Genomic DNA, 22,396 nt, shown 5'->3' with positions numbered 1-22,396 from the left:
ACCCTCCCCAGGAACGTCTGTGAGCGGGAGCTTAGAGGAGGTCGTGGGGGTCCGGGGCTGGTGGGCGGGTGAGGGTCCAGTCGTTGAAGTGTTGGTCGAAGCGGTACCAGAGGTTGTCGGGGCCCAGGCGGAGTTGGAGCTTGCCGGCGGTTACTCGGTTGGCTTCGATCGTGGCATGGGGGAGGGCTCCGATTGCTTCGGCCAGGGCTTCGGGGGCGACATCTGTTGGCTCGTCGACGGTGACGGCCAGGCCGCCGGGGCCTGCTTCGCGCCAGGCGACGGCCCAGGTGGTGAGTTGGCGGGCGGTGATGCCGGCGCGGTGGGCCAGGTCGGCGAGTTCCGGCGTACCGAGGGCGTTGGCTGCTCGGCGGGCGAGGTCCTGCTCGAAGGTCAGGTCGAGGCCGCCGTCTCCGTCGCCCGACGCCAGCTCCCAGGCGCGGCGGGCCGCGTCGGTTGCCAGCGCGACCAGATCCCGTACGTCGACCCCGGACGAACGCGGCGGATCCAGCACCCGCACCGCCGCCGGCACCCCAGGTGCGCCGAGCGGCCTGGGTGGCGCGGGCACTGGCATAGCACCACCAGTCCGTAGCTCGAGGGAGGTGAAGGCAGCTATGGCGGGGATGCCGGCGGGTGGGGGAGTGCGGGGTACGACGGTTGTGGTCGAGGTGGTGCCTCGGCGGGTGCGGAGGGCTGTGAGGAGGTCGTCCTTGCGGCGGCCGCGGAGTAGGAGGAGGGCGAACGGGTCGTCGTCGAGGGCGTCTGCGATCAGGTAGCAGACGGCGGCCGAGTGCTTGCAGGGAACGGCGAAGTCGGGGCAGGTGCAGTGCGTGAGGACCTCGCCGGCGCCGGGCAGAAGCTCGAGCCCGGCGTCCCGGACGTCGTCGATGACCTCGGGCGGCAGCTCACCGTCCAACAGCGCCGCGACCCGGCCGATCTGTGCCGAGACCACGTCCAGCACCGAGCCCCACTCGGCGCTCGAGAACGCGCGGATCCGGACAGTCACCTGGTACGGCGTGGTGCGGCTGCCCTGCACGACCGCCTCGACCTCACCCGGGCTGACCGTCAGCTCGACGACACTCCCGCGCCGCGCGTACGACCGTCCACGCGACAGGCGCCCCGGATCGAGCCGGGCCCGCTGCTCCAGCGCCTCCAACCACGCGCGACCCCACCACGTCGCCCCGAACGGCCGCCGGCTCCCCGGCCCCTTCGCCGCGGGCAACCCGGCATCCTCACCCTTCCGCCGCCACCCCTGCCACGGCACCCGATCCTCCTCAGTCATCGTCGGCACCTGCCGATTTCCCAATGGCAGAAGGGTTGTAGGCGCTTGCTGAACCCGACTTGGCCGGGGTGGTCGACAGCTCGACGAGCTCGGTCAACTCGGTGTCGGAGAGCTCACTCAGCCATGCCTCGCCCGAGCCGACCACGGCGTCGGCGAGGTCGCGTTTGGCGTTGATGACAGTCGAGATGCGGTCTTCCAGGGTGTTCTCGGTGACGAGGCGGTGGACCTGCACCGGGCGATCCTGACCGATCCGGTACGCGCGGTCGGTCGCCTGGTCCTCGACCGCAGGGTTCCACCAGCGGTCGTAGTGCACGACATGCGTGGCCTGCGTCAGCGTCAGCCCGACGCCGCCCGCCTTCAGCGACAACAGGAACACCGGCGCCTCGCCCGCCTGGAACTGGGAGACCAGTTGCTCGCGCTTCCGCACTCCGATCCCGCCGTGCAAGAACAACGTCTTGATCTGCCGCGCCGCCAGATGCGCTTCGATCAGCCGGCACATCTCGACGTACTGACTGAAGATCAGCACCGACTCGCCCTCGGCCAGGATCACGTCGAGCAGTTCGTCCAGGGCGGCGAGCTTGCCCGAGCGTCGCTCCAGCGGACCGGGCTCGTGCAGGAACTGCGCCGGATGGTTGCACACCTGCTTCAACTGGGTGAGCAGACTGAGCACCAGCCCACGCCGCGCGATGCCCTCCGCCTCCTCGATCTTGGCGAGCGTCTCCTTCGCCACCGCCTGGTAGAGCGTGGCCTGCTCGACGGTGAGCGGTACGACGACGTCGCGCTCGGACTTCTGCGGTAGCTCCGGAGCAATGCCCGGGTCGATCTTGCGCCGTCGCAGCAGGAACGGCCGCGTCACCCGGGCGAGTCGCGCGGTCGCCTCCTCGTCGTGGAACCGCTCCACCGGTACGGCGACATCGTGCCGGAACCGGTCGAGCGTCCCGAGCAACCCCGGCGCTGCCCAGTCGAGGATCGACCACAACTCGGAGAGCCGATTCTCCACCGGCGTCCCGGTCAGCGCGATCCTGGTTGCTGAGGGCAACGTTCGCAACGCGCGAGCCGTGCGGGACAACGGGTTCTTCGCGTGCTGGGCCTCGTCCGCGACGGCCAGGCCCCACGCCACCTCGCCGAGGACGCGGTGGTCCTGACGCACCACGCCGTACGTCGTGAGCACCACCTCTTCGGGGGCGATGTCGCTGAGCGTCCGGCCCGCACCGTGATAGCGCCGGGTCGGCACGTCGGGGGCGAATCGCTCGAACTCGCGCTCCCACGTGCCGAGCAAGGTCGACGGGCAGACGACCAGTGTCGGGCCGCGTCGCTCCAGTTGAAGATGCAGCGCGATCACCTGGATCGTCTTGCCCAGCCCCATGTCGTCGGCGAGGCAGCCACCGAGGCCGAGGTTCGCGAGCTGCGCCATCCACGCGACACCGCGCCGCTGGTAGTCGCGGAGAGTCGCGCGCAGGCCGACGGGATCGGTGAACGGGGCCGGCTCCTCGCCTGTCCGCAGCCGCGTGAGCATCGCGGCCAGCGAACCGTCCGCGTCGAACGGGACGAGCTCGCCGTCGACGTCGATGGTCCCGGTCAAGGCGGCACCGAGCGCCTCGGCGCCGGTGAGTTTGCGGGTCGAACCGTTGCGGAGCCGCCGAACGACGTCCTGGTCGACGCGGATCCACCGGCCGCGCATCCGGATCATCGGCCGCTTGGCTTCCGCGAGCGCGCCGACTTCGGCTTCGGTCAGGTCCTGGCCGTCGAGCGTTGGTCGCCAGCGGAACGCGACCAGATCGTGCAGGCTGAAGTCAGGACCGGTGATCGCGCCTGGCGTCGGAGTGGCGACGGAACCGCGGACGGCCAGCTCGCCGGCGAACAGGTCGGTCGGCCAGAGGACCTCGATGCCGGCGCCTTCCAACGCGCTGCTTCCCTCGGCGAGCTCTTCCAGCGCCTCGTCGTCGATCGGAACCTCTTCCGGCGCCGCGTCGCGCAGCGCGCTGCCCAGCGGCGGCCAGACTCTCGCGCCGCGGCGGAGAGCGAGGAGGAGATCGGTCTCCGCGCGCTCGCCGAGAGCCGTGAGCACCGCGGCAGGTGCGTTCCACATGTCCGCGACGTCGACCAGCAGGCTCGGGTCGAGTCCGCTGCGCAGCTGCAGCACGCCTCGGAACGAATCCTCGTCCTCGGGTGGTTCGATCCGGAGGACGAGGCGAGCGCCGGCTTCCTCGGCGAGGGCGGTCTCGTCGAGCCAGTTGGACGGTCCGGGCAGGCTGGTCGGGTCGGTGGCGGCGAACGGCGCGGCGCCAGGGCGAGTCGCGACGGCTGCTGCCGGCGTACGGACGATGGTGTCGGCGAGCGCGTCCCAGAACGCGCGGACGAGTTGCTCGGGGTCGACCAGCCGGACGGGGCGGGTGCCCTCGATCGGCAGGGCGTGACCGTACGCCGGCATCGCGGCGCTCAGGTTTCGCAGCCAGGCGTGGTCGATCGGATCGAGTGGAGCCACGCGCCAGGCGCCGTACCCCTCCGGGCTCCGATCCGGCACTAGCCGCCCGCGCCCGATCAACACCAACCCAGCCAGCCCAGCCGCCCGCCAAGCCGCCCAACTGTCCGATCCCTCTACCCCTGGGGCGGTCAGACGGGTGAGTAACTCGGGGATGGAGAGGAGGCGGGCGGGGACCGTCGTACGGCGGACTGCTGGGCCGCGGGGGAGGACGAGCTCGACCGTGCCGTCGGGCTGCTCGCCGGCTGCGGTCAGGTCGCCGTACAGCGCCAGCCGGCCCGCGCGCGGCGGGTCGGCGGGGACGAAGACGGCGTCGAACATGCCCTGCACAGTACTGCGGCCCACCGACAACTTCCGCGCTTGACCTGAACCAACGTTGAGGTTGCAGGCTCGGAACTCCGAGGACAACCAGAGAGAGTGCAGATATGCGTGCAGCAGTAGTCACCGAGTTCGGCGGCCCGGACGTGATCGAGACCCGCGAGCTGCCGGATCCCGAGCCCGCGGCCGGCCAGGTGCTGGTCGAGGTGCGGACCGCCGACGTCATCTTCGTCGAGACCGCGATCCGGCGTGGTCAACACAGCAACTTCTTCGACATCGAGCCCCCGTACGTCCCCGGAGGCACCCTGGGCGGACAGGTTCGCGCCGTCGGTCCCGGCGTACCGGCGGACTGGATCGGCAAGACCGTCGTCGGCCGGTCGGACGGGTTCGGCGCCCATGCCGAGCTCGCCCTGACCACGACCGATCTGGTCGAGGTGCCACCCGAGCTCGATCTGCAGACCGCGGTCGCGGTGTACGGCGACGGTCTGACCGCGCTGATGCTCGAGGACCTCGCGCCGTCGATGACCGGCCAGGACGTACTGATCACGGCATCGGCCGGCGGCATGGGGCTGCTCCTGATCCAGCTGGCACACCAGGCAGGAGCGCACGTGATCGCGGCCGCCCGCGGCGAGGAGAAGCTCCAGCTGAGCCGAGCCCAGGGAGCCGACGTACTGATCGACTACAGCAAGCCGTCCTGGCAGAAGTTGGTGCTCGAGGCAACGAACAACCGTGGTGCCGGCATCGTCTTCGAAGGCGCCGGCGGTGAGCTCGGAGCGGCCGCTTTCAGTGTGGTCGAGGACGGCGGCTGGTTCTCCGCGCACGGTGCGCCGAGCGGCGGTTTCGCCCCCTTCGATCCGGCCGAAGCCGAGCGTCGCGGCGTCACGGTGAAGGGCATCATGGATCTCCGCGCCGACTCGACCACCACGACGATCACCGGCGCCGACGTGATCGCCCGCGCCGTCGCGGGCGACCTGTCACCGGTCATCGACCAGGTCTACGACCTGGACCATCTGGCCGATGCACACCGGGCTCTGGAGAACCGCACCTTGCGAGGCAAGGCCCTGATCAGTGTCAGTCGCTGACGTGCTGGTCGGAGTCAGAGGTCTCTGAGTGCTCTGCATGGTCAATGACGGCCGGCGGGTTCGGGCGGGCGGCGACGATCTGGTTGCGCCCGGACCGCTTGGCCGTCAGCAGCGCGTTGTCGGCGGCCAGGACGAGTTGGTCCATGGTGCCGGCGACATGCGGGTAGATCGCCGCACCGAACGACGCCGGTACGCCGGTGATCGCCGCAGTGCCCCCGTTCGTCGTGCCGACCGACACTGTGAGGCTCACGAGCCGCGCTCTGATCCGCTCCGCGATCTCCAGCACCTCGGTCTCGGCCGCGCCCGGCAGCAGCACCGCCAGCTCGTCTCCGCCGACCCGGGCGACCAGGTCGCCGTGCCGCACTTCGGCGCGGATGGCCTCACCGACTGCACGCAGCGCCTCATCACCGGCAGGGTGACCGTAGGTGTCGTTGATTTCCTTGAACCTGTCCAGGTCCAGCATCAGCAGACCGACGGTGCTGCGCAGTGTGTCCGCACGAGCCAGCTCAGCGGGCACTGCGCTAGCCCAGTACGACGAGGTGGCCAGACCGGTCTTCGAATCGGTCCCAGCCGCCCGCTGGTACTGCGGAAGCAGCAGATCGCGATGTAGCGCCATCACCGTCACCATGAGCACAGGGACGACCCATGGGTACGACGACTGGACCGCAGCGATTGCCACGCCGAGCCCGAGGCCCGCGCACACGACCAACTGGTCCGACAGCTCACCGAGCGCCTCACGCGCCGTCGCCTCGGGAGAAGCGAGCAGGATGGCGCCGATGACCAGCGCGTAGTTCACCAGCCACCACGTCCCGGCCGCGGCGATGACGACCAGCAGTGACCAGAAGCTCGTCGGCACCCGCGGCTCGGTGAACAGACCGCCCGCACGCAGCACGGCTGCTGCGGCGGCGCTGGCGAGAACGTACGTCGCCGTCGAGAAGACCTTGCGGTGCGCCACGGTGCGCCCGTACACGCGGAACCAGGAGTAGGCGTAGGCCAGCACGATCAGCGGAACGACCAGCGACAGCGGGAGCAACAGCAGGGCCGCGAAGATCCACAGGCACTTCAGATTCGTGTGCGGTGAAGTATTGGCCGCCATCTCGCGTCGGCGCTCGATTCCGCGGGCACACTCCAGGTGCAGGGTCGATGCGACGGCAAGGACGACGAATGCCACCCACTCCGAGTGCTTGACGCCGGAATTCGGCCCGCTGACCGTGCTCCGAACCGCCAGTGTGGTAATCGTGACCGCAATCACATCAATCGCGAGCACATAAGCCAATGCGGTCCTCGGCAACGACCAGAGCTTCCATTGCCGGGGTGGCCCCCAGCTGCTCCGACCGATCAGAATCATATGAGCCTCACACACGGTCGATCTGAGCGGTTATGTGTTCATCGTAACGACCCGTTCACGTCTGGTCACCCCCGTGTCCGGGTCATTCCACCAGTTGGTCACTCAGAAGGGTCGAGAATCATGCAGAAGACGACGCGCGGCAACGGCACCGGCAACGACTGGTTCACCGGCGGCAACGACTGGTTCACCGGCGGCAACGACTGGTTCACCGGTGGGAACGACTGGTTCACCGGCGGCGGCAACGACTGGCTCCGGGGCGGTAACGACTGGTTCGTGCCGGCCGCCGCCAATGGCGGTAACGATTGGTGACGAAAGGTAAATCTTTACCTCTGTCTTACATTCCGGAGAAGTCGTTCACGGCCTAAACCGCAGGCCGGAGATATTTACCCTACCGTGATTCTCCGGAATGGTCGTCGATTCGGCGGGCGCGCGCCCAGGCGGCGCCCGCCGCGACTGCCAGCAATGCACCTGTGACGCCCATCACGGCGAGCGCGCCGGAGGCGCCGAATGGTTCTGCCAGCGCCCCCGTGAGCAGAATTCCGAGGCCCTGGCTGCCCTTCAGCGCGGTGCCCGCGACGCCGAAGGCCTTGCCGCGCTGGTGATCGGGCACAGCCTGGACGAACGCGGCGCTCGTCGGCAGGTGGTACGCCGACGCGGCGCCGGACAGCGCCCAGAGACCGAACGTCACGGCCGGCCCCGGCTGGAGCGCGCAGAACGCCAGCGGGACGCACGCCGCGACGGCCAGCGGTCCGAGCAGCCGCATCCGCCGCTCCGGGGACCAGAGCGTGATCAGCCACATCCCGAGCACGCAGCCGGCCGGGCTGGCGGCCAGCAGGACTCCGGCGGCGGTGGTGCCGTGGCCGATCTCGTGCGCGTACGGGACGGCCAGGCCCTCCACGGTCACGTAGAAGCCCGCGATCGTCGCCAGCAGGACCAGTGTGCGAAGTTTCGGCGTACGGGCGACCAGCGAGATGCCGGACGTGAGGTCCCTCAAATAGCTCGCTGATGGCGCATCTGTGCCACTTGCCGGAACGGGCCGTCGTCGTACTCCGAGGGCGATGAGGACCGCCGACAGCAGGAAAGTTGCCGCGTCGAGCAGCAGGCCGCCCGAGGTCCCCACGGCGACGACGACAGCGCCGCCGAACCCGAAGCCGAGCACCTGGCTGAACTGCACGACCATGTCGTTCGCGGCCTTGCCGAGCACGTAGTGATCACCGGGCAGTACGGCGGGCAGCGTCGCCCCCCGCGCGGCGTTGAACGGCGATCCGAACGCCTGCAGCGCGACCAGCAAGAGGACCACGACGTACAGAGGGAGTGCCTGAATCGCCATACCTGCAACAAGAATCGCTCGGGCCAGATCGGTGACGATCATCACTGTGCGTCGTGGATACCGGTCGGCGAACCCGGCCAGCAGCGGCCCGAACACCAGGTCCGGAACGTAGGTCAGTGCATAGGTGAGCGCGGTCAGCCCGGCCGACGCGGTCCGGTCGAAGACCAGCACCGACAGGGCCACGCGCGCGAGCTGATCGCCGGCCACGGACAGCACTCCGGCGAGGAACAACGCCCGGAACTCTCCGTGCCCGAACACGTCGCGCCAGCGCGCCCGCTCGACCACAGACACCGACATACTCACGACGTTAACCACAATCCGTGGCCTGACACGTCCCGACTGTGACCAGGATCGTGTCCTGTAGTGGTTCAAGGGTTTGCTCGCGGCGCATGTGTGCCAGTTCAGGGCCAGATCATGGGACCCGGTGGCGCAGTATTTGGGTGAACGCTCTACTCTGTAGATCTCCGGTAGCGGGGTCTGGGCGGGGCGGCCCCGACCCTGCTACCGGAGCTCTTCTTTGTGGGGCCGAAACTGTCGGTGGCCCCCGGTAGCGTTCTCAGTGCCAGGGGCGGCTCCTGGACGTGCTTCCTTCTCCTTCACCAGGCCAAGTAGCGCGTCCGCTCTCCGCCCCTGGCGCCTTCGATGAGGACGCCAGTGGGGAGACGCCATGCCGCAGGGACCAGCGCAGGCTGCCGTCCTGCTGCGCCGTCGCAGGCTGGTCGACGCCACCATGCTGACCCCGGAGGTGCGCCGGTCAGCCTGGCAGTGGCTGCGTCGTCCGCTGACGATCCAGGCCGGACTGTCCGCGCTCCAGGCCGACCTGATCCAGCGAGGCTTCCTCCTGTCGGTCGGCCTGTACCGGTACTGCGCTTCGCTGTCCGCTCCCGCACTCGCCGCCTTCGGAAGCGCGTTGCTCGACCTGCTCGATGCCGAGTCCGGTCACGATGTTCACCACACGCCGCTGTTCCGCGGCTTCCCGGAGAGCGTGCCGGGCAACACCGAAACCTTCTACGTGAACAGGGTCTTCGCCCGCCTCCTCCAGGAGCCTGATCAGCCTTGTGTGCTGTGCGGTGACACCCAGACGGTGCACGCGGTCTCGCCGTGCGCCCATCTGGTCTGCCGGACCTGCTGGGACGGTTCGGACTTCAGCGCCTGCCCGCTCTGCCTGCGCCGGATCGATCGCAAGGACCCCTTCCTCAAGCCGTCGTTCGAGGAGAAGCAGCCGGCGCATGTCCGTTCGGACCGCCTGCGTCTGCTCTCGCTCGCGACCGCGGACTCAGCCCGCGACACAGTCCAGACCTTGCTCGTACGGCGCTCGCCGCTGTCAGCCGGTGATCGCGCCGATCTGCAGGTGCTGCTCGAGGGCGCCGACCCGTCCTGGTTCCCGGACGAGATCCCGGTCCGGGAGACGCGGGCCCTGGTCATCGCGCGTTTCCTCGCGGACGATCCGGAGCTGATCGATCGCACCGACACCGCGACCGACGTACTGCGGTTGGTCTTTGCGTCGATGGACGCCGACCCGGGGCTGCGGACGCCGCCGGCCCGGCGGAGGTCGTTGCCGCGGGCAACTCGGCGGCTGGTGCTGCAACGGCTGGACCGGTTGCCGGTGGAGACGTTGGTCGAGGACATGCTGCGCCACGAGCGCGCCTGGAAGCGGATCGCGGAGAACTTGCATCCCTTCGAGTTCGCGACCCGGTTCCCGGTGGCGGCGCTGGCGTTCGCGATCCTCCGCCGGACCGAGCTGGATCTCGGGACCGCGGCCGGGCGGGCGGTGGCGGGTGAGGCGGCGCAGCATCCGTTGGTCCGGGTGGAGGGCGGACGGCTGGTGCTGAGCACGTTCGCCGCGCGGGTGGAGGGCGCGTTCGCGCAGGGCCGGCCTGAGCAGGCGCTCGACCTGCTCCGTGAGCGGCCCGGCGACCTGGTGCGCCGCCTGGTGCATTTGGCGCGCGTGCTTCCACCGGAGCAGCACGCGCTGCTCGTCGAGGCTTTGACGACCGTGGTCTCGGACGTGTCTCCGGCGGTGATCACGGCTGCGCTCGGCCAGGTCCGGACCCCACCGGGCGACCTACGGCTGTTCTTCCCACGCGGTGGGACGGCGCGGATCTGGACATCGGTCGACGACCGCGAGCCGTTGCCGAGCGAGCTCGCCCTCGAGCTGTCCGGTGTGCTGACCCGGGAAATGTTGCGGCGGGCAACTGATCTGCCGCGGTGGCGGCTGGCGTTCCTGGACGAGGAGCTGTCCCGGCTGGCGGCGCCCGGTTCGGAGCGGAGCGCATCGTCGAGTCTGCTGCGGATGACGCGGGGGAGTGCGGTGCCGATCCCGCAGGACGAGTTGTTGCGCTTGTTCCTGCACTGGGTCGAGCCGGCCGGTCGGCGGATCGACCTCGACCTGTCGGTGGCCGTGTTCGACGCGGAGTGGGCGTTCGTCGGGCTGTGCGACTACACGCGGCTGCGGTTCGACCAGGACGCGCTCGTGCATTCCGGCGATCTGACCTCGGCACCCGTGCCGCATGGGTCGACCGAGTTCGTGGATCTCGATCTGCGCGCGATCCGGCGGCTCGACGGCCGGTATGTGCTGCCGGTGGTGTTCAGCTACAACGACGTACCGTTCGATCAGTTGGAACGCGGGTTCGTTGGGGTGATGCGGCAACCAAACGGCCTGTTCGATCCGGCCGCGGTCGAGGAGCGGTTCGACCTGGCCGGGCCGGCGAAGATCCTGATGCCGTTCGGCGTCGACCTGCAGACCAAGCAGCTGCGCTGGTACGACGTGAACCTCGGCGCGGCCGGATACGGTCACAACGTCGCGAGGTACGGCGGTCAGCTCGGGCTGATGGCCGCGACGCTCGAGGAGGTGCACGGGTCGGGCGATCGGGTCAGTCTGTGGGAGGTCTGCTGCTGGCATGCGGCCGCGCGGACCGACGAGATCGCCGTCCGGTGTGCCGACGGATCCGTCGTCGGGTACGAGCGGGAGCCGTCCGAGGAGCTCGCGGCGTTCGCGCGGCGGGTGACGGCCCGGCTGGAGCCGGATCGGCGGTGGGACGAGGACGCCGTGAACGCAGCGGATTTCGTCGCGGTCCTCGCCGGTGATGTGACGCCGCGATCGGGGGCGGAAGTCTATGCGTTGCATCCGCGTCTGCTCGACCACGCGAGCGTGGCATTGATCGACGCGCCGCACCTGCTCGCCGTTCTGGCGCCTGATTCCCGCGCCCGGGCGGCTCTGCGCCCGGTCTGAGGCGACCCCTTCGCTCGGGCGAGTCTGGCAAGGGCCTGAGAAATATTTGACAGTTCCGTGACGGAGGCGGGGGTGTCGCTTTGGCGCGCTCCGGTGCAGGAGTACAACGGAATTGACGCGAAGGGAGCCACGAATGACGTACGACGTGGTGGTACTCATCGAGCGGGAGATGAGTGAGGGCGACGCGCGCCGCGTTGCCGCCCTGTACGCAAGACAAGAAGAAGCCGTTGACTACCACCTGCTGGTCTCGAGTCATCCGGACCGCGGGTTCGGCGGTCCGATGGCGTTGCTGGGCTCCACGTTCGCGGACGTGGCCGGTATGACCGGTTCGGCGTCCGTGGCCGGCTCGGCGACCGCACCGTCGGCGCGGGTCGGCCCGGCGGCCGCACCGGGCCGAGCACCGATGGCCACCCTCGCGGACCCGGCGGTCGACCTGGCGTCGGTGATCGAGCACAGTTCGCGCCGCCTCCGGGCCGCGAGCGGCTACCAGGTTCACGTGTCGATCACGCACGGCGAGATCATGCTGGCGCTGATGCAGATGGTGAAGACCACGAGCGGCAAGGAGGTCGTGGTGGTCGCCTGGCCGGAGACCGCGGCCCGCTTCGTCTGCTCCGACTGGCCCGCGAAGGCCCGCAAGCTGCTGAAGGTGCCGAGGGTCCGCATTCTCGAGCACGACACCTGAGGACCCGTACCGAACGACAGTAGGTAGTCCACGCCGGAGCGGGCGGGCTCCACGGCGTGACGGCGCGCACCGCCACTACCTCCTGTCGTTCGGTACGAATCAGCCGGCCGGGACGGGCTGCCGCGGCAACCGCACCTGGAGCGTGGTCCGACCGGGTTGCGACGCGACGGTGATCGTGCCGCCGTGGTGTTCGGCGACGATCCGCTGTGCGATGTCGAGGCCCAGACCGGTGCCCTTGCCGACGTCCTTGGTCGTGTAGAACGGCTCGAACGCCCGCGCCGCGACCTCCGGCGGCATGCCGGGACCGGTATCGGTGAACTCGACCACGACCCGGTCGCCGTCGGTCCGCGTCATGATCCGCAACGTGCCGGCGCCGTCCATCGCGTCGACCGCGTTGTCGATCAGGTTCGTCCAGACCTGGTTCAGCTCGCCCGCGAACGCGTCGATCATCGGTACGTCGGCGCCGTACGCGCGGACCACCTCGACGCCGTCGCGGAGCTTGTGACCGAGCATCACCAGCGTGCTCTCGATGCCCTCGGTGACGTCGATCGTCTGGATCGAACCGCGATCCATCTGTGAGTACGAGCGGACCGCCGCCACCAGTTCGGTGATCCGCCGTGTCGATTCCTTGACCTCGCCCAGCAACGTCGCCGTGGACAGCGTGCTGGCGACCCACTCGAGGCCGGGCTCCAGCGCATCACCGAGTACGTCGGCCGCGCGTTCGCACCACTCGATGCCGGCGCCCGCGGCGGCCAGCGGCGGCGCGATGAACCAGTCCTGCTCGACACCGTGATCGACGAGCCAGTCCGAGATGGTGTTCTCGTGGTCGGCGAGATCGACCGGATCCGGCGCCGCCGTACCCGAGCCGAGCTCGAGTCGCAGTTCGTCGAGGGCGCTGAACTGGACCGCCGACACCTCGCCCTTCGCGAGCCGGCGCAGGGCCGACAGCAGCGTGACGCACGCGGTGTCGAGCGCGCTGACCGACCGGGCCGCCGCCGCGGCGGGGTTGTTGATCTCGTGCGCCAGCCCGGCCGCGAGGGTTCCGAGCGTGATCAGCGATTCGCGTTGCCGAGCGGTCGACTCGATCGCCCGCGCGGTCCCGTACACGCCCTTGATCAGGTGCCCGGCGAGCGGGAACCACGCGTCGATGCGTTCACGCAGCAGGTCGGACGGAACCCGCAGTACCCGTCCGCCGGCGAGGCCGCGGCCGCTGGCCAGGTATACGCCGTGCTCGTCCCAGGCCCGGAACCCGCCGGCCCAACGCCCCGGGACGTCCATCTTGCCCATCACGGTGTCCTCGCGGCCGATCTTGCGGTGCAGCGCGATCACGCCGTCGACGAGGACCCACCAGAAGTCCGCCGGCTCGCCTTCGTGGAACAGGTCGGCGCCGAGCTCGATCGGTATCTCGGTGCTCCCGTCGATGAGCTCGTCGAGTTGCGCGTCGGTCAGTCCCGCGAACAGCGGGATGTCCCGGAGATCGTCGGCCCGCATCAGACGCTCGCAAGGTAGCGGTGGACGAGATAGATCGACATGGCGCCTTCGCCGACAGCGGAGGCCACCCGTTTCATCGAGTCCAGCCGGACGTCGCCGGCCGCAAACACTCCCGGCATGCTCGTCTCCAGTGCGTACGGCGGCCGCGGCAGCGCCCACCGATCGAAGGCGATCAGATCCGGCCCGGTCACCACGAAGCCCTTGTCGTCGCGGACGACGGAGTCGCCGAGCCAGTCGGTTCGCGGGATCGCGCCGACGAAGATGAACAACCAGCTGGCGAGTACCTCGTCGCTGCGACCGGAGTTGCGGTCGGCAAGCGTCAGGCTCTCGAGGTGACCGTCGCCGCGGCAGCCGACCACCTCGGTCCGGCACCGGACCTCGATGTTGGCTGCGTTGGTGATCTTGTCGATCAGGTACCGCGACATCGAGCTCTCGAGCGATTCACCGCGGACCAGGAGCACGACCCGTTTGGCGTAGCGCGACAGGTTGAGGGCAGCTTGACCGGCCGAGTTCGCGGCGCCCACGACGTACACCTCGTCGTCCTGGACCTGACTCGCCTCGCTGGCGGTCGCGCCGTAGTACACGCCGCGGCCGGTCAGGTCGGCGAGGCCGGCGACTTCGAGGCTGCGGTAGGAGACGCCGGTCGCGACGATCAGCGCCCGGGCCTCGATCTCGCCGGATCCTTCGAGCAGTACGGCGTGCACCGGCCCGCGCGTCTCCAGTCCGACCACCGAACGCGCGAGCACCATCTCGGCGCCGAACCGGGACGCTTGCGCGACTGCTCGCTGGGCCAGGTCCGAACCGGTGAGACCGCGGGGGAAGCCGAGGTAGTTCTCGATCGCGGCGCTGAGTCCGGCCTGGCCGCCGGGTGCTTCGCGTTCGACGATGACCGTGCTGAGGCCTTCGGACGCGGCGTACACCCCGGCGGCCAGGCCGGCGGGTCCGCCGCCGACGATGCAGACGTCGTACAGCGGCTGCTCGGCTCTCGTGCGCAAGCCCAGCGCCGAGGCGAGGTCGAGGGTGGTGGGACAGCGGAGGGTGTCGCTGTCCGGGATCAGGACCAGCGGCAAGTCGTTGTCGGAGGCATCGGCCAGGTCCTTCAGGCGTTGGCCTTCGGGGTCGCGTTCGACGTCGTACCAGGCGTACGGCACGTGGTTGCGGGCCAGGAACGTCTTGATGTCGTGGGTTCGGTCCGACCAACGGTTGCCGACGACCCGGAGATCGGAGACGTGGTCGGGGTTGGCGTGCTGCCAGTCGCCGAGCAGGTCGTCGACGACCGGGAACAGCTGGTCCTCGGGCGGGTCCCAGGGCTTCAGCAGGTAGTAGTCGAGGCCGATGTCGTTGATCGCCCGGATCGCGACGTCGGTGTCGGCGTACGCGGTCAGCAGCAGGTACTTCGCGCTCGGTGCGTGCTCGCGGGCGCGTTCGAGCAGCTCGATACCGGTCATGCCGGGCATCCGCTGGTCGGTGGCGATCAGCGCGATCGGCTGGTTGCGCAGCGCGAGTTTGGTCAGTGCGGCCAGCGCCTGATCGCCCGACGTCGCGCGGACGACCAGGTAGTCGTCGCCGTACCGGCGGCGCAGGTCGCGGGAGATCGCCGCCGACACCATCGGGTCGTCGTCGACGGAAAGGATCGCAGGTTTGCTCACGCGCGGTGCCCCCCACCCCAGTGAACCGGTCCCGTCAGAATGCCACGGGAATCACTCAGTCTTCTATGAGCGCACGCAACGTTTCCTGCTCGGAGTCGGGCACATACCCGGCGTAGTAGTCGAACATGTTCTGCCGCGCCAGGCGGGCGGCGGCGTGGCCGTTGCCGGTACGGATCGCGTCGACGACCTCGGCGTGGTGGTGCAGCGACTCGAGCATCAGGGCGCGGCTGTTCGGCGCGTGCGCGATCTTGTCCGAGATCAGGCTGAGCACGACGCCGCGGACGACCTCGTTGCAGGTCTGGATCAGGGAGTTCCGGCTGATCCGCGCGATCAGCTCGTGGAAGGCGAGGTCGGCCTGGCTGAACGCGTGGAAGTCGACGTCGATCGCGGCCCGCATCGCGACCAGCGTCTCCTCCAGGTCGTCGAGCTCGTCGGCCGTACGCAGCCGGGACGCGACCTGGATCGCCGCGCCGTCCATGATCATCCGGAACCCGATCAGCTCGCTCAGGGTCAGCTCGTCCACCCGGGCCAGCCGAACCATCTGCTTGCGGAGCGCGGACTGGGAGAACGGCAGGATCTCCGGACCGTTCGGGTCGCCGGGCCGGGAGCGGACCACGCCGTTGCTCTCCAGCACCCTCAGCGCCTCGCGGACGGTCGACCGGCTGACCGCGAACTGTGCGACCAGCTCCCGCTCGCTCGGCAGCCGCTGGCCCGGGGCCAGCTCGCCGCGGGCGAGGGCGTCCTCGACTTGTTCGACGATCCGTTCGTACGCGCGCACGGGCTGTACCGGACTGAACTTCGGTCCAGTTGTCATCCGGCGCACCCCCTAGTCGCTTGACAGGCACCTGAGCAGGGGACAAATCTAGTGGCCCAGTTACACCTAGTCCACTGGTCAGACCAGTTGCAGAATCAGGTACCGCTTCTGAAGGAGTTGGCGTGAAGTCGTCGTTTCGCATCCGGGCGGTCGCGTTCGTCGCCTCCGCGGCGGTGCTGGCCCTGACCGCCTGCTCAGCAGGTTCGAGTACCTCCGGCGGCGGGTCCGGCAGCTCGCCCGGCGGTGACCAGAAGCTGTCGATCGGCCTGGTCGCCGAGCCGGCCAGCCTGGACTTCACCACCACCGACGGTGCCGCGATCCCGCAGGTGCTGCTCGGGAACGTGTACGAGACGCTGGTCGAGCAGGACGACTCCGGCAAGATCGTGCCGTCGCTGGCGAAGTCGTGGACGGTCTCGCCGGACCGCAAGACCTACACCTTCGACCTGGTCGACAACGCGAAGTTCACCAACGGCAAGCAGTTCACCGCCGGCGACGCGGTGTTCAGCATCAACCGGGTCAAGTCGGCGTGGACGATCTCGCTGAAGGCGGCGATGGACGTGGTCGCCCAGGCCAAGGCGCTGTCGCCGACGCAGCTGCAGGTCACGCTGGCCAAGCCGAGCAACGACTGGCTGTTCCGGATGACCACCCGGATCGGCGCGATGTTCTCCGAGAGCGGTGTCAGCGCGCTCGCCACCGACCCGGTCGGCACCGGCCCGTTCAAGTTCTCGAAGTGGAACCGCGGCGACTCGATCGTCATGGTCCGTAACGACGACTACTGGGGCAGCAAGCCGTACTTCCAGCAGATCACGCTGAAGTACTTCAAGGACGCGACCGCGCTCAACAACGCGCTGCTGACCAGCACGATCAACGTGATCGGCACGGTCCAGGCGCCGGAAGCGCTCAGCCAGTTCACCAGCAACGACAAGTACCAGGTGATCGAAGGTACGACGAACGGCGAGGTGCTGCTCTCGTTCAACAACTCGCGGCCGGTGTTCAAGGACATCCGGACCCGTCAGGCGATCCGGATGGCGATCGACCACAAGGCCCTGCTGGACACCTGCTGGGCCGGTCGCGGCAAGCTGATCGGCAGCATGGTCCCGCCGACCGACCCGTGGTACGAGGACCTCACCGGGGTCGCGCCGTTCGACCTGGCCAAGGCGAAGTCGTTGCTGCAGGCATCCGGTGCAGCCGGCAAGACGCTCCGGCTGCGGCTGCCGACGTTGCCGTACGCAACGTCGTGCGGCCAGGTGGTGAAGAGCATGCTCGAGCAGGCCGGGCTGAAGGTGCAGATCGACCAGCTGGAGTTCCCGGCGGCCTGGCTGACCACGGTGTTCAAGAACGCCGACTACGACATGTCGATCATCGCGCACGTCGAGCCCCGCGACCTGGGCGCGGTCTTCAACGCGAAGTACTACACCCGGTACGACGATCCGACGCTGCAGGGCTATCTCGCCGCGGCGGACGCGGGTGACGAGGCCGCGCAGGTCGACAACATGAAGAAGGCGGCCCGCCGGCTGTCCGAGCAGGCCGCGGGCGACTGGCTCTTCCTGATCCCGAACCTGATCGTCGCCGAGAAGAACATCAAGGGCCTGCCGACCAACGCGATCACCGAGAACTTCGATCTCTCCAAGCTCGCCCGATGATTCTCCGCCTGATCGAGCGCACCGGCGTGTTCTTGGTCAGTCTTGCGGTGAGTTCGGTGCTGGTGTTCGCGTTCATGGCGGTGCTGCCCGGCGATCCCGCCCGGGTCGCGCTCGGCGTGAACGCGTCCGACGAGGCGGTCGCCGAGCTGCGCCGGCAGTTCGGCCTCGACCGGCCGCTGCCGACGCAGTACTTCGACTGGCTCGGCGGACTGCTCCACGGTGACCTCGGTACGTCGTACGTGTCGAAGGTGGCGATCGGGCCGCAGGTGTTCGACCGCCTGCAGGTGACGCTGTGGCTGGTCGTCGCGGGCATGGTCATCGCGCTGGTGGTCGCCGTGCCGGCCGGGACGGTGATGGCCGCGCGGCACCGCAAGATCTCCGGGCTCGCGCTCTCCGCGGTCTCCCAGGTCGGCGTCGCGGTGCCGGCGTTCCTGGCCGGGATCCTGCTGATCGTGGTATTCGCGGTGAAACTCGGCTGGCTGCCGGCGAACGGCTGGACCCCGCCCGCACAGGATCCCGGGATGTTCCTGAAGCAGTTGATCCTCCCGGCGCTCTCCCTCGGCCTCGTGCAGGGCGCGGTGCTCACGCGCTACGTCCGCAGTGCAGTGCTGGACGTGCTCCGCGAGGATTACCTCCGCACCGCCCGAGCCAAAGGCCTGAGACCTTTTCAAGCCCTGTGGCGCCACGGCCTCCGCAACGCCGCCGTGCCTGTTGTGACAGTCCTGGGCCTTCAGCTCGCGACTCTCCTGATCGGCGCAGTCGTCGTCGAACGAGTCTTCGTCATCCCCGGCCTGGGCAGTCTCCTCCTGGACGGAGTGTCCAACCGCGACCTCCTGCTGGTCCAGGACGTGGTCATGGTCCTCGTTCTCGCCGTTCTCCTGGTCAACTTCATCGTCGACCTGCTGTACGTCGCTCTGGATCCGCGACTGAGGACGGCATCATGAAGCGGCTGAACCCGAGCCTGATCGCCGGCGGTGTGATCGTCGGGGTCATCGTCCTGATGGCCCTGATCTCCTTCGTGTGGACGCCGTACGACGCGACGCTGGTGACGCCCGCATCACGCCTGCTGAAGCCGTCGTGGTCGCACTGGTTCGGGACGGACAAGTTCGGGCGCGACGTGCTCAGCCAGATCATGGTCGGATCCCGGACGACGCTGTTCGTCGGCGTGGTCGCGGTCGGTGTCGCCGCGGTGATCGGCGTACCGCTGGGGATCCTGGCGGCGATGGTACGGCGGTGGTCGAGCGAGGTCATCATGCGGGCGAACGATCTGCTGCTCGCGTTCCCTGCGTTGCTGCTGGCCATCATGTTCGGCGCGGTGTTCGGAGCGAGCACCCTGACGGCGATGGTTGCCATCGGCATCGCTTCGGTGCCGGGCTTCGCGCGGGTGATCCGGAGCGGCGCGCTGCAGGTGATGCGGACCGAGTACGTGCTCGCGGCGCGCGCGGCCGGGCGGCGTCCGTGGCCGATCGCGGTCCGGCACGTACTGCCCAACGTGACCAGCCTGATCACCGTGCAGGCCTCGGTGTCGTTCGCGATCGCGGTACTCGCGGAGGCCGCGCTCTCGTTCCTCGGATACGGCACGCCACCGCCGACACCGTCGTGGGGCCGGATGCTGCAGGAGAGCCAGGAGTTCCTGTTCACCGCGCCCCGGCTGGCGGTCTTCCCCGGGATCGCGATCGCCATCGCCGTCCTCGGATTCAACCTCCTCGGCGACGGCCTCCGCGACCGCTTCGACCCGAAACTGGAGGACCGCCGATGAGCGACGTACTCACTGTTCGCGGGCTGTCGGTGTCGGTGCGGGACACCACGCTGGTGTCGGACGTCGACCTGACTGTCGGTGCGGGGGAGCGGGTGGGGCTGATCGGGGAGTCGGGGTCGGGGAAGTCGCTGACGGCGTTGAGCGTGCTCGGGCTGCTTCCCGAGGACGTGCGGGCCGGCGGCTCGGTCCGTCTCGACGGCGTCGACCATGAACTGATCGGTGCTGACGAACGCCGGATGTCGCAGGTCCGCGGTCGCGAGATCGCGATGGTCTTCCAGGAACCGATGACCGCGCTGAACCCGACGATGCGGATCGGTGACCAGCTCGCCGAGGCGATGCTCGTGCACAAGACCAAGGCCAAGTCCGGAGCCCGTGCGGCTGCCGGCGAACTTCTCGAACGTGTGCAGCTCCCGACCGAGACCCTGCGCGCGTACCCGCACCAGCTCTCCGGCGGCCAACGCCAGCGGGTCGTCCTGGCGCTTGCCCTGGCCAACGATCCTTCCCTTCTGATCTGTGACGAGCCGACGACGGCACTGGACGTCACCGTCCAGGCCCTCGTCCTCGACCTGATCGTTCGCGGTGTCATGGACCGGTCGTCGGCGTTGCTCTTCATCACCCACGACCTCGCTGTCGTCGCCACCGTCTGCGAACGAGTCCTGGTCATGTACGGCGGACGCGTGGTCGAATCCGGTCCGGTCGGCGAGGTGTTCACGCGTCCGCGCCACCGTTACACCGAGGGCCTGCTCGCCGCGTCCGACCTCGACACCACTTCCCGGCGGCTGACCACGATCCCGGGCAACGTGCCGCCGGCGGGCAAGTTCCCATCCGGCTGCGTCTTCCGAACCCGCTGCGCCCACGCAACCGCTCTCTGCGAAGAGACGCCGGAATGGTCGGGCGACGAGGCGGCGGGCTTCGCCTGCCATCACCCCGTGGGGGCGGCCGATGCCTGAGCACATCCCGACGACGCACGAGCCGGAGCCGCCGACCGCGATCCAGGTCATCGATCTCGTCCGCGACTATCCGCGGCCGCGGACCTCGTTGTTCCAGTCGGCTCCGGTCGTCCACGCGCTCCGCGGCGTGAGCCTGGAAGTCAAGCAGGGCGAGCGATTCGGCATCGTCGGCGAGTCCGGGTGCGGCAAGTCGACGCTGCTGCGCATCATCGCGGCCCTCGACCGCGCCACGTCCGGGAGCGTGGTTGTCGAAGGCACCGACATCACCCGGTTGCCCGACCGCCGGCTGCGGTTCCTGCGCGAGAACCTGCAGCTCGTGTTCCAGGACCCGATGAGTTCGCTCGACCCGCGGATGCGGGTCCGCGACATCATCGCCGAACCGCTTGTCGTGCAAGGCCATCCCGCCTCGGGAGAGCGCGTTCGCGAGTTGCTGGAGGCGGTCGGCCTGTCCGCGGACGCCGGCGACCGGTACCCGCACCAGTTCTCCGGCGGGCAGCGCCAGCGCATCTCGATCGCCCGGGCGCTGGCTCCGCGCCCGCGGATCCTGATCGCGGACGAGCCGGTGAGCGCTCTCGATGTTTCCGTCCGCGCCCAGGTACTCAACTTGATCTCGGATCTGGTCGACGAGCTGAACCTGACGCTGGTCTTCGTCTCGCACGACCTGTCCGTGATCAAGCACGTCTGCGACCGGGTGGCCGTGATGAACGCGGGTCAGATCGTCGAGACCGGTTACACCGGCGACGTGTACGCCGCCCCGCAGCACCCGTACACGCAACGCCTCGTCTCGGCCATCCCCACGCTGCAGCGCGCGCTCTCCGGGGCAACGACTTCCGATCTGCTCACGACGAAGGGAGACTCCGCGTGAAGATCCAGCTCGACAGCGGCCGGACGATCACGATGCCCGCCGGACTGCCGATCGGTGAGACCTGGGTCGAGGCGCCGTCGACGGCGCCGGTGATCTTCCCGTACGACGGTTCCACGGTGGCGGAGACGCCCGTGGGCGACGTCGGGCTGGCGCGGGCGGCCCTCGAGAACGCGCTCTCCGTGCGAGAGACGGTCGGCCGGCTTCCGTCGTACCTGCGGCGGAGAGTCTTGCAGAGCGTGCATTCCACGGTCCTTGCTGCGCGCAACGAGTTCGTGGATCTGCTGGTGCTCGAGACCGGCAAGCCGCTGGTCGACTGCCGGGTGGAGATCGACCGGACGCTCCTCACCCTGGAGACTTCGGCCGAGGAGGTCGCTCGGCTGCACGGCGAGACCGTGCCGCTCGACCTGCTGCCGAGTGGCGAAGGACTGCAGGGCTTCTGGGTGCGGAAGCCGATCGGTGTGGTGGTCGGGATCACCGGGTTCAACTATCCGTTGCTGCTGGCGGCGCACAAGATCGCGCCGGCGTTCGCGGCGGGCTGCCCGATCATCGTGAAGCCCGCGCCGCAGACGCCACTCGCGACGCTCTGGCTGACGCACCTCATGCGCACGGCCCTCGCCGATGCGGGAGCGCCAGAGAGCGCTCTCCAATTGATCACGGGCGGGGCCGACGTCGGCGCGACGCTCACCACCGACGACCGCATCGGCGCCGTATCCTTCACCGGATCCGCCGCCGTCGGCCACCGCATCGCCCGCGACGCCGCGCCGACCAAGGTCCTGCTCGAACTCGGCTCCAACTCCGCACTCGTCGTCGCCGAGGATGCCGACCTGGATGCGGCCGCCGACGCCATCGTCCGCGGCGGGTACTACGCCTCCGGCCAAGCCTGCATCTCCGTCCAGCGGGTCATCGCGGTCGAGTCCGTCCGCGAGGCGTTGCTGGACCGGCTCGGCGCTCGGCTGCCGGGCGTGGTCGTCGGCGATCCGCGCGACCCGGACACTCGGGTGTCCGCTCTCATCAACCCGGCCTCCACAGTTCGCGTTCGCGAGTGGGTCGGCGACGCGGTCCACGCCGGCGGGTCGATCGCGTACGAGGCCCCGGGCGACATCCTCGGCCCGATCGTGCTGACCGACGTACCGAACGGCCTGCCCGCGTGGGACGAGGAGATCTTCGGGCCGGTGATCGCAGTACGGTCGGTTCCGGACATAGAGAGCGCTCTCCGAGTGGTGAACGAGACGCGGTACGGCCTGCACGCGAGCGTCTTCACGTCGTCGCTGGACACCGCGTTCGCGGCGATCGATCGCCTCGACGTGGGCGGCGTGGTGATCAACGACGTACCAGGGTTCCGCTCCGACGTGATGCCGTACGGCGGCGTGAAGCACTCCGGCACCGGCCGCGAAGGCCCGCGCTTCGCCATCGAAGAACTGACCACAACCCGGATGGCGATCATCCGCCCGCGCCCGTGAGAGGTGGCCCGC

At 69.1% G+C, this 22,396-nt stretch carries 17 protein-coding genes; 10 read left to right on the top strand and 7 right to left on the bottom strand.

From position 1 onward, the window contains the following. Positions 1 to 31: 31 nt before the first annotated feature. Together OHA18_RS43200 and OHA18_RS43195 are read right to left on the bottom strand one after the other, a co-directional pair. The gene (locus tag OHA18_RS43200) at positions 32 to 1,279 is read right to left on the bottom strand and encodes an SWIM zinc finger family protein (RefSeq protein WP_329001259.1); all 1,248 of its coding nucleotides are present in this window, start codon (positions 1,277 to 1,279) and stop codon (positions 32 to 34) included. Further along, positions 1,272 to 4,082 carry a DEAD/DEAH box helicase gene (locus tag OHA18_RS43195; RefSeq protein ID WP_329001258.1) on the bottom strand — a complete coding sequence of 937 codons (2,811 nt, stop codon included), beginning with the start codon at positions 4,080 to 4,082 and terminating at the stop codon, positions 1,272 to 1,274. The genes OHA18_RS43200 and OHA18_RS43195 overlap by 8 nt, the downstream gene beginning before the upstream one ends. 104 nt (positions 4,083 to 4,186) lie before the next feature. On the opposite strand from OHA18_RS43195, the gene OHA18_RS43190 reads away from it, so the two are divergent. Continuing rightward, entirely contained in the window at positions 4,187 to 5,161 is a 975-nt protein-coding gene (locus tag OHA18_RS43190; RefSeq protein ID WP_329001257.1) for a zinc-binding dehydrogenase, read from the top strand. Here the strand turns inward: OHA18_RS43190 and OHA18_RS43185 are convergent. After that, complete coding sequence (locus OHA18_RS43185) at positions 5,151 to 6,332, bottom strand: GGDEF domain-containing protein (protein ID WP_329001256.1); 1,182 nt, start codon at positions 6,330 to 6,332, stop codon at positions 5,151 to 5,153. The two genes, OHA18_RS43190 and OHA18_RS43185, sit on opposite strands and share 11 nt — an antisense overlap. Before the next feature lie 297 nt (positions 6,333 to 6,629). Between OHA18_RS43185 and OHA18_RS43180 the strand changes: the two genes are divergently transcribed. After that, positions 6,630 to 6,818 (top strand): DEAD/DEAH box helicase, encoded by a 189-nt coding sequence (locus tag OHA18_RS43180; protein ID WP_329001255.1) that lies wholly within the window; start codon positions 6,630 to 6,632, stop codon positions 6,816 to 6,818. Between the two features lie 79 nt (positions 6,819 to 6,897). Here the strand turns inward: OHA18_RS43180 and OHA18_RS43175 are convergent, their stop codons facing one another. Further along, complete coding sequence (locus OHA18_RS43175; protein ID WP_329001254.1) at positions 6,898 to 8,136, bottom strand: MFS transporter; 1,239 nt, start codon at positions 8,134 to 8,136, stop codon at positions 6,898 to 6,900. A 370-nt stretch (positions 8,137 to 8,506) separates the two neighbouring features. Between OHA18_RS43175 and OHA18_RS43170 the strand changes: the two genes are divergently transcribed. Both OHA18_RS43170 and OHA18_RS43165 read left to right on the top strand, forming a co-directional pair. Then, complete coding sequence (locus OHA18_RS43170; RefSeq protein ID WP_329001253.1) at positions 8,507 to 11,071, top strand: MXAN_6230/SCO0854 family RING domain-containing protein; 2,565 nt, start codon at positions 8,507 to 8,509, stop codon at positions 11,069 to 11,071. Between the two features lie 133 nt (positions 11,072 to 11,204). Beyond that, positions 11,205 to 11,753: a hypothetical protein gene (locus OHA18_RS43165; protein WP_329001252.1), complete on the top strand. Its 549-nt coding sequence runs from the start codon at positions 11,205 to 11,207 to the stop codon at positions 11,751 to 11,753. Positions 11,754 to 11,852: 99 nt separating this feature from the next. On the opposite strand, the gene OHA18_RS43160 is transcribed toward OHA18_RS43165, so the two are convergent. The 3 genes from OHA18_RS43160 to OHA18_RS43150 are packed head-to-tail and all read right to left on the bottom strand — an operon-like array spanning position 11,853 to position 15,707. After that, a complete protein-coding gene (locus OHA18_RS43160) occupies positions 11,853 to 13,244 on the bottom strand; it encodes a sensor histidine kinase (protein WP_329001251.1) in 1,392 nt (463 codons plus the stop codon). Next, positions 13,244 to 14,893, bottom strand: a complete 1,650-nt coding sequence (locus OHA18_RS43155) for an FAD-dependent oxidoreductase (protein WP_329001250.1) — start codon at positions 14,891 to 14,893, stop codon at positions 13,244 to 13,246. The genes OHA18_RS43160 and OHA18_RS43155 overlap by 1 nt, the downstream gene beginning before the upstream one ends. A gap of 55 nt (positions 14,894 to 14,948) precedes the next feature. Further along, entirely contained in the window at positions 14,949 to 15,707 is a 759-nt protein-coding gene (locus OHA18_RS43150; RefSeq protein ID WP_329001249.1) for a FadR/GntR family transcriptional regulator, read from the bottom strand. Positions 15,708 to 15,829: 122 nt separating this feature from the next. Between OHA18_RS43150 and OHA18_RS43145 the strand changes: the two genes are divergently transcribed. Genes OHA18_RS43145 through OHA18_RS43120 form a run of 6 tightly spaced genes read left to right on the top strand, consistent with a single transcriptional unit; the run spans position 15,830 to position 22,384 of the window. Further along, positions 15,830 to 17,350, top strand: coding sequence for an ABC transporter substrate-binding protein (locus tag OHA18_RS43145; RefSeq protein WP_329001248.1), 1,521 nt, complete (start codon positions 15,830 to 15,832; stop codon positions 17,348 to 17,350). Then, positions 17,347 to 18,294, top strand: a complete 948-nt coding sequence (locus OHA18_RS43140) for an ABC transporter permease (protein ID WP_329001246.1) — start codon at positions 17,347 to 17,349, stop codon at positions 18,292 to 18,294. The genes OHA18_RS43145 and OHA18_RS43140 overlap by 4 nt, the downstream gene beginning before the upstream one ends. Beyond that, positions 18,291 to 19,109 carry an ABC transporter permease gene (locus OHA18_RS43135; protein WP_329001244.1) on the top strand — a complete coding sequence of 273 codons (819 nt, stop codon included), beginning with the start codon at positions 18,291 to 18,293 and terminating at the stop codon, positions 19,107 to 19,109. Before OHA18_RS43140 ends, OHA18_RS43135 begins: the two co-directional genes overlap by 4 nt. Further along, on the top strand, positions 19,106 to 20,059 hold the full coding sequence (locus tag OHA18_RS43130; protein WP_329001243.1) for an ABC transporter ATP-binding protein: 954 nt from the start codon (positions 19,106 to 19,108) through the stop codon (positions 20,057 to 20,059). Before OHA18_RS43135 ends, OHA18_RS43130 begins: the two co-directional genes overlap by 4 nt. Continuing rightward, positions 20,052 to 20,924: an ATP-binding cassette domain-containing protein gene (locus tag OHA18_RS43125; RefSeq protein ID WP_329001242.1), complete on the top strand. Its 873-nt coding sequence runs from the start codon at positions 20,052 to 20,054 to the stop codon at positions 20,922 to 20,924. Before OHA18_RS43130 ends, OHA18_RS43125 begins: the two co-directional genes overlap by 8 nt. Next, entirely contained in the window at positions 20,921 to 22,384 is a 1,464-nt protein-coding gene (locus OHA18_RS43120) for an aldehyde dehydrogenase family protein (protein ID WP_329001241.1), read from the top strand. The genes OHA18_RS43125 and OHA18_RS43120 overlap by 4 nt, the downstream gene beginning before the upstream one ends. The last annotated feature ends 12 nt before the right edge of the window (positions 22,385 to 22,396 follow it).

The organism is Kribbella sp. NBC_00709, from assembly GCF_036226565.1.
In the GTDB taxonomy this organism is placed as follows: domain Bacteria; phylum Actinomycetota; class Actinomycetes; order Propionibacteriales; family Kribbellaceae; genus Kribbella.
This window is presented reverse-complemented; position numbering and strand designations above follow the sequence as displayed.